Raw genomic sequence first — 4,034 nt, forward strand, 5'->3', positions numbered from 1 at the left:
TACTTTTGCGCTCTATCAAAAGTGAGTCGCTGTAAGAGCGGAACCCATAGCGGCCGCACCCCAAATAACGGATATACCCCCAGCAAGCCTCAACCACACTCAAACCAAATCAGACATGACCACAGCCCTAAGGCGCAAGCACCCCAACCACCTGACCCACATTGTTTTCCAACTCGGCCACCGGATCAGCCCCATCAACATTTAACACCAACAGCCGCGACCCTCCCGCCGTTACCGCCGCTTTCACCGCATCACTGGGCTGACGGTGATGCAGCACCACCGCCACGTCGCTGTCTTTCAACGCGGCACTGAGTTTGTGCAAATCCTCGGGCGTCCAGTCGGCATCCGGCCGTGCATCGGTGCTCACCACTTCCAGGTTCAAGCTGCTGACCAGATACCCGAAGTGATCGCTCAGGCTCACCACGCTCAGGTTATCCGCCTTGGCCAACCGCGCCTCGCTGTCAGCAGAGAGCTTGAGCAGGCGCTGCTTGAGCGCGGCCAGGTTGGCGTCAATCTTCGGTTTGGCTATGGGGGCCAAACGGCTAAGGTCAGCCGCCATCACATCGGCCATTCGCCCCAGGTTGTTACTCGACTGCCACGGTTGGCTGTTCAGGCCATCGGTGCTGCCAGGTTGCACGGCAATGCCCGGCAAGCCACCGTCCACCGGGCGCGCGGCATCCACTTCAACAATGCGGATATTGGCGCGGCGCGCCACCGGGTACAGCGGATCATCCGCCCACAGCGAGCGCAGGCCGATGGCGGCATCGGCGTCCTGGGCCAGGGTAGTCAACGCCTGCGCGCCGCGCCCGGTGAAGTAAGACACCTGCCGCGAACCCGGCAGGTTGGCCGGAGCCGCGCGTTCGAGCTGCACGTTGGTGCCCTTGAGCAGCACGTCGGCCAGCCCGTAAGTGATGGGCAGCGAAGCCAGGACCTTGAGCGGTTTTTTTGCCTGGGTCAGGGCGGCATGGCCCAGGCCTTGATTGACTTTGAAATCCTTGGGCTCGAAACCATCGACAGCCAGCGCGGCGGTACTGGTCAAACAAGCGATGGCCAAGGCCAATGGGCGAAAGACAGGGCGCATTATCCAAGATTCCCTTTGAGACTGGGCACAGTGCCGCGCGCGATGGCGGCGAAGGCGAAGGCGATACCGGCCATCAGGATGATCGCGGCGCCGGACGGGATGGGCAGGTCGAAGATGATCGGCAGCAGAATGCCGCACAGGGTGCTGAGCGTTGCGATCACGACCGAGACCCAGAAAAAACCTTTGAGCGACTGGCTCAGCAAGCGCGCTGCAGCAGCTGGAATCACCAACAACGCACCCACCAGGATTGCGCCGATGACCTTGACGGCCGCCACGGTGATCAGTGTCACCAGGATGACGAACAGGTAATCCAGGGTCTTCACCGCCACGCCACGCACGGCGGCCAGTTGCGGGTTGAAACTGGCGAGCATGATGCGGTTGTACAGCGGCAGCGCCAGGGCCATCACCAGTGAGCCGACAATCGCCAGCACCAACAGGTCATTGCCGTTCACGGTGAGCACCGAGCCAAACAGCACGTTCTCGAGGATGTGCACGTTGATCTTGCCTGCCAGGATCAGCAGCAGGCTCGCGCCCAACGCCAGAGACACTGACAGGAACACGCCGATCAATGTGTCTGGCGCCAACCCGGTGCGATTGCGCAGGTAGTTGAGCAGGATACCGAACAGCAGGCAGTAGCCAAACAGCGCGCCGTACGGACCGGTGTAGGGTTCGCCCAACAGTATGCCCACGGCGACGCCGGTCAGCGCGGCATGCCCGACCGCTTCGGAGAAAAACGCAAAGCGTTTGACCACTACCAGCGTACCCAGGCCGCCCAATACCGGGCCGATCAGCAAGCCCGCAAGCAAGGCATTGACCACAAACCCATAGGCCAGCGCTTCGGGCAGATAGCCGGAGGAGGCCCAGCCCTGGACCATCAAGCGAAATGCTTCATAACTCATTGCACCGGGCTCCGAGGGTGAGTGGAAAACAGGTTCAACAGGCGGTCCGGGGTCAGTGCTTCTTTGGGCGTGGCGTCGAATAGCACGCGGCGGTTCAGGCCGGTGACGCGATCGGCCAGGCGGCCGACGGCTTCCAGGTCGTGCTCGATCCACAGCACGGTGATTCCGGCCAGGCGCCAGTCATTCAACAAGCGCTCAAACACCTGGATACCCGCTTCGTCGAGGGCCGACATCGGTTCATCCAGCACCAGCAGTTGCGGCGCTGGAATCAGGCCCTGGGCCAGCAGCACACGCTGACGCTCGCCGCCGGACAGGGCGCCCATGCGGCGCTTGCGTTTGTCCTGCATGCCGACCCGTTCCAGGGCGTCGCCGATCGCCGCAGCGTAGTGTTTGGATAACCCGAGAAACGCCGGACGCCGTTGGCACATGGCAGCCATGAAATCATCGACGGTCATCGGCAGGCCCCGGTCAAACTCCAGTGCCTGGGGCACGTAACCGACGGTGCCTACCGTGCTCGGCCAGTGCAGGCGCAAGTGCCCCTGATGCGGTGTTTGCCCCAGCAGCGTCTTGATCAACGAACTTTTGCCACCGCCGTTCGGGCCCACCAGCGCGTGGATGCTGCCGGGCTGCACCTGAAAGCTCACGTTATCCAGAATGACCGTGCGGCCCAGTGTCAGCGATACGTTGTCGAAATCGAGGGTGGGGCCGACGCTAGCCAGGTTCAGACGTTCGGCAGCCGTCATGCCCCCGACTCCTGAATCGCCCGCACCACGGTGTTGAGATTGCCGGTCATTTCCACTTCGTATTTTTCAGGGGTGTATTCGCCGTAGGAAATATGCGACAGCGGGTATAGCTTGACCCCGGATTCGCGCTGGATGGTCTCGACGTAGGTGGACGGGAAATCCATCTCCGAGAAGATTACTTTCACGTCCAGGGCGCGCAGCTCGTCGATGGTCTTTTTCAACTGGCTCGGGCTGGGCTCGATGCCGTGTGCAGGCTCGACCACGGCCGTCACTTCGAGGCCGAATTCGCGCAGCAGGTAATCGTAGGCTGCGTGCACGGTGGCGACGCGCAGGTCCGGGTTGGGGGCGTTGGTGAGTTTGGCCAGGGCGTCGGCACGCATCTGACGCAGGCGTTTGCCGTAGGCGCGGGCGTTCTGGGTGTAGGTCTTGGCGTTGTCCGGGTCGAGCTTGCCCAGTTCGCGGGCGATGTTGTTGACCTGGGCAATCGACGCGCTGATCGACAGGAAGGTATGCGGGTTGACCACCTTGCCCGCACCGCGCGCGGCATTCCCGGTAGCGGCGAGCAGCGGTACGTTGGCGTTGGCTTCGATCACCGGGATACCCGGGCGCTCGCTGGTGGCGATCATGCGGTCGGCAAAATCGTCATGGCCGACGCCGTTGAGCACGATCACATCCAGCGTGCCGATGCGCTTGATGTCTTCGGCGCGTGGCTCGTAGGCATGCGGGTTGAAGCCCGCCGGAATCAGCGGTACCACCTCGGCTTTGTCGCCCACGATATTGGCGACGTAGCTGTAATAAGGATGCAGGGTAATGCCGATGCGCAGGCGTTTAGCCGCCTCGGCGTTTGCCAACGGAGCGAGCATCAGGCTGAACAGGCCAACCAGCAACAGACGCAACAGGGGAGATGAAATAGACATGGGCAATCGGTCTTCTCGTTCAGTGACGGTGCTGGCGGGTCACGCCGGCATCGAATTGCGTGACCACCTGCTGCCAACCGGCGGCGATCAGCGCCGGGTCAGTGAGGTCGGAAGGGGCGGCGAGGTGGGCTTGGCGGTTGAGCCAGATGTCCGGCTCGGCACCGTGCACGCGCATCAGCACCGAGCCGCTTGCGCTCGGGGTCTGGCTCAGACCCAGGTAGGCCGAAGGTTCAAGCACCTGCCAGCGATGGTCGCCACGGCTGACCGAACTGGCGTCCTGGGCAAACGGCGCAAAACCCTCTTCGGCCAATTGCGCAGGCGTCGGCAGGGTGTCCTGCTCTTGCTGCAATAGCTGGATTTCATCCAGGGTCACCCGCAGGTCGGCGTAAATGCC

General features: G+C 62.6%; 5 protein-coding genes. All 5 read right to left on the reverse strand.

Annotated elements, in window-relative coordinates:
• Positions 1-127 precede the first annotated feature (127 nt).
• Positions 128-1,081 carry a metal ABC transporter solute-binding protein, Zn/Mn family gene (locus WBB95_RS02815; RefSeq protein ID WP_424486193.1) on the reverse strand — a complete coding sequence of 318 codons (954 nt, stop codon included), beginning with the start codon at positions 1,079-1,081 and terminating at the stop codon, positions 128-130.
• Complete coding sequence (locus WBB95_RS02820) at positions 1,081-1,980, reverse strand: metal ABC transporter permease (protein WP_424486194.1); 900 nt, start codon at positions 1,978-1,980, stop codon at positions 1,081-1,083. Before WBB95_RS02820 ends, WBB95_RS02815 begins: the two co-directional genes overlap by 1 nt.
• Entirely contained in the window at positions 1,977-2,723 is a 747-nt protein-coding gene (locus WBB95_RS02825; protein WP_424486195.1) for a metal ABC transporter ATP-binding protein, read from the reverse strand. The genes WBB95_RS02820 and WBB95_RS02825 overlap by 4 nt, the downstream gene beginning before the upstream one ends.
• Positions 2,720-3,640, reverse strand: coding sequence for a metal ABC transporter substrate-binding protein (locus tag WBB95_RS02830; RefSeq protein WP_424486196.1), 921 nt, complete (start codon positions 3,638-3,640; stop codon positions 2,720-2,722). The genes WBB95_RS02825 and WBB95_RS02830 overlap by 4 nt, the downstream gene beginning before the upstream one ends.
• Positions 3,641-3,659: 19 nt before the next feature.
• Positions 3,660-4,034, reverse strand: a 375-nt coding sequence (locus tag WBB95_RS02835) for a DUF6162 family protein (protein ID WP_424486197.1), incomplete at its 5' end; no start/stop codon positions are given.

Origin of the sequence: Pseudomonas sp. (assembly GCF_049645325.1) — a bacterium.
Classification (GTDB): Bacteria; Pseudomonadota; Gammaproteobacteria; order Pseudomonadales; family Pseudomonadaceae; genus Aquipseudomonas.

Excerpts from the sequence above, each read along its gene's own strand:
- WBB95_RS02820 (WP_424486194.1), bottom strand. The coding sequence starts at position 1,980 with ATGAGTTATGAAGCATTTCGCTTGATGGTCCAGGGCTGGGCCTCCTCC.
- WBB95_RS02825 (WP_424486195.1), bottom strand. The coding sequence starts at position 2,723 with ATGACGGCTGCCGAACGTCTGAACCTGGCTAGCGTCGGCCCCACCCTC.
- WBB95_RS02830 (WP_424486196.1), bottom strand. The coding sequence starts at position 3,640 with ATGTCTATTTCATCTCCCCTGTTGCGTCTGTTGCTGGTTGGCCTGTTC.
- WBB95_RS02815 (WP_424486193.1), bottom strand. The coding sequence starts at position 1,081 with ATGCGCCCTGTCTTTCGCCCATTGGCCTTGGCCATCGCTTGTTTGACC.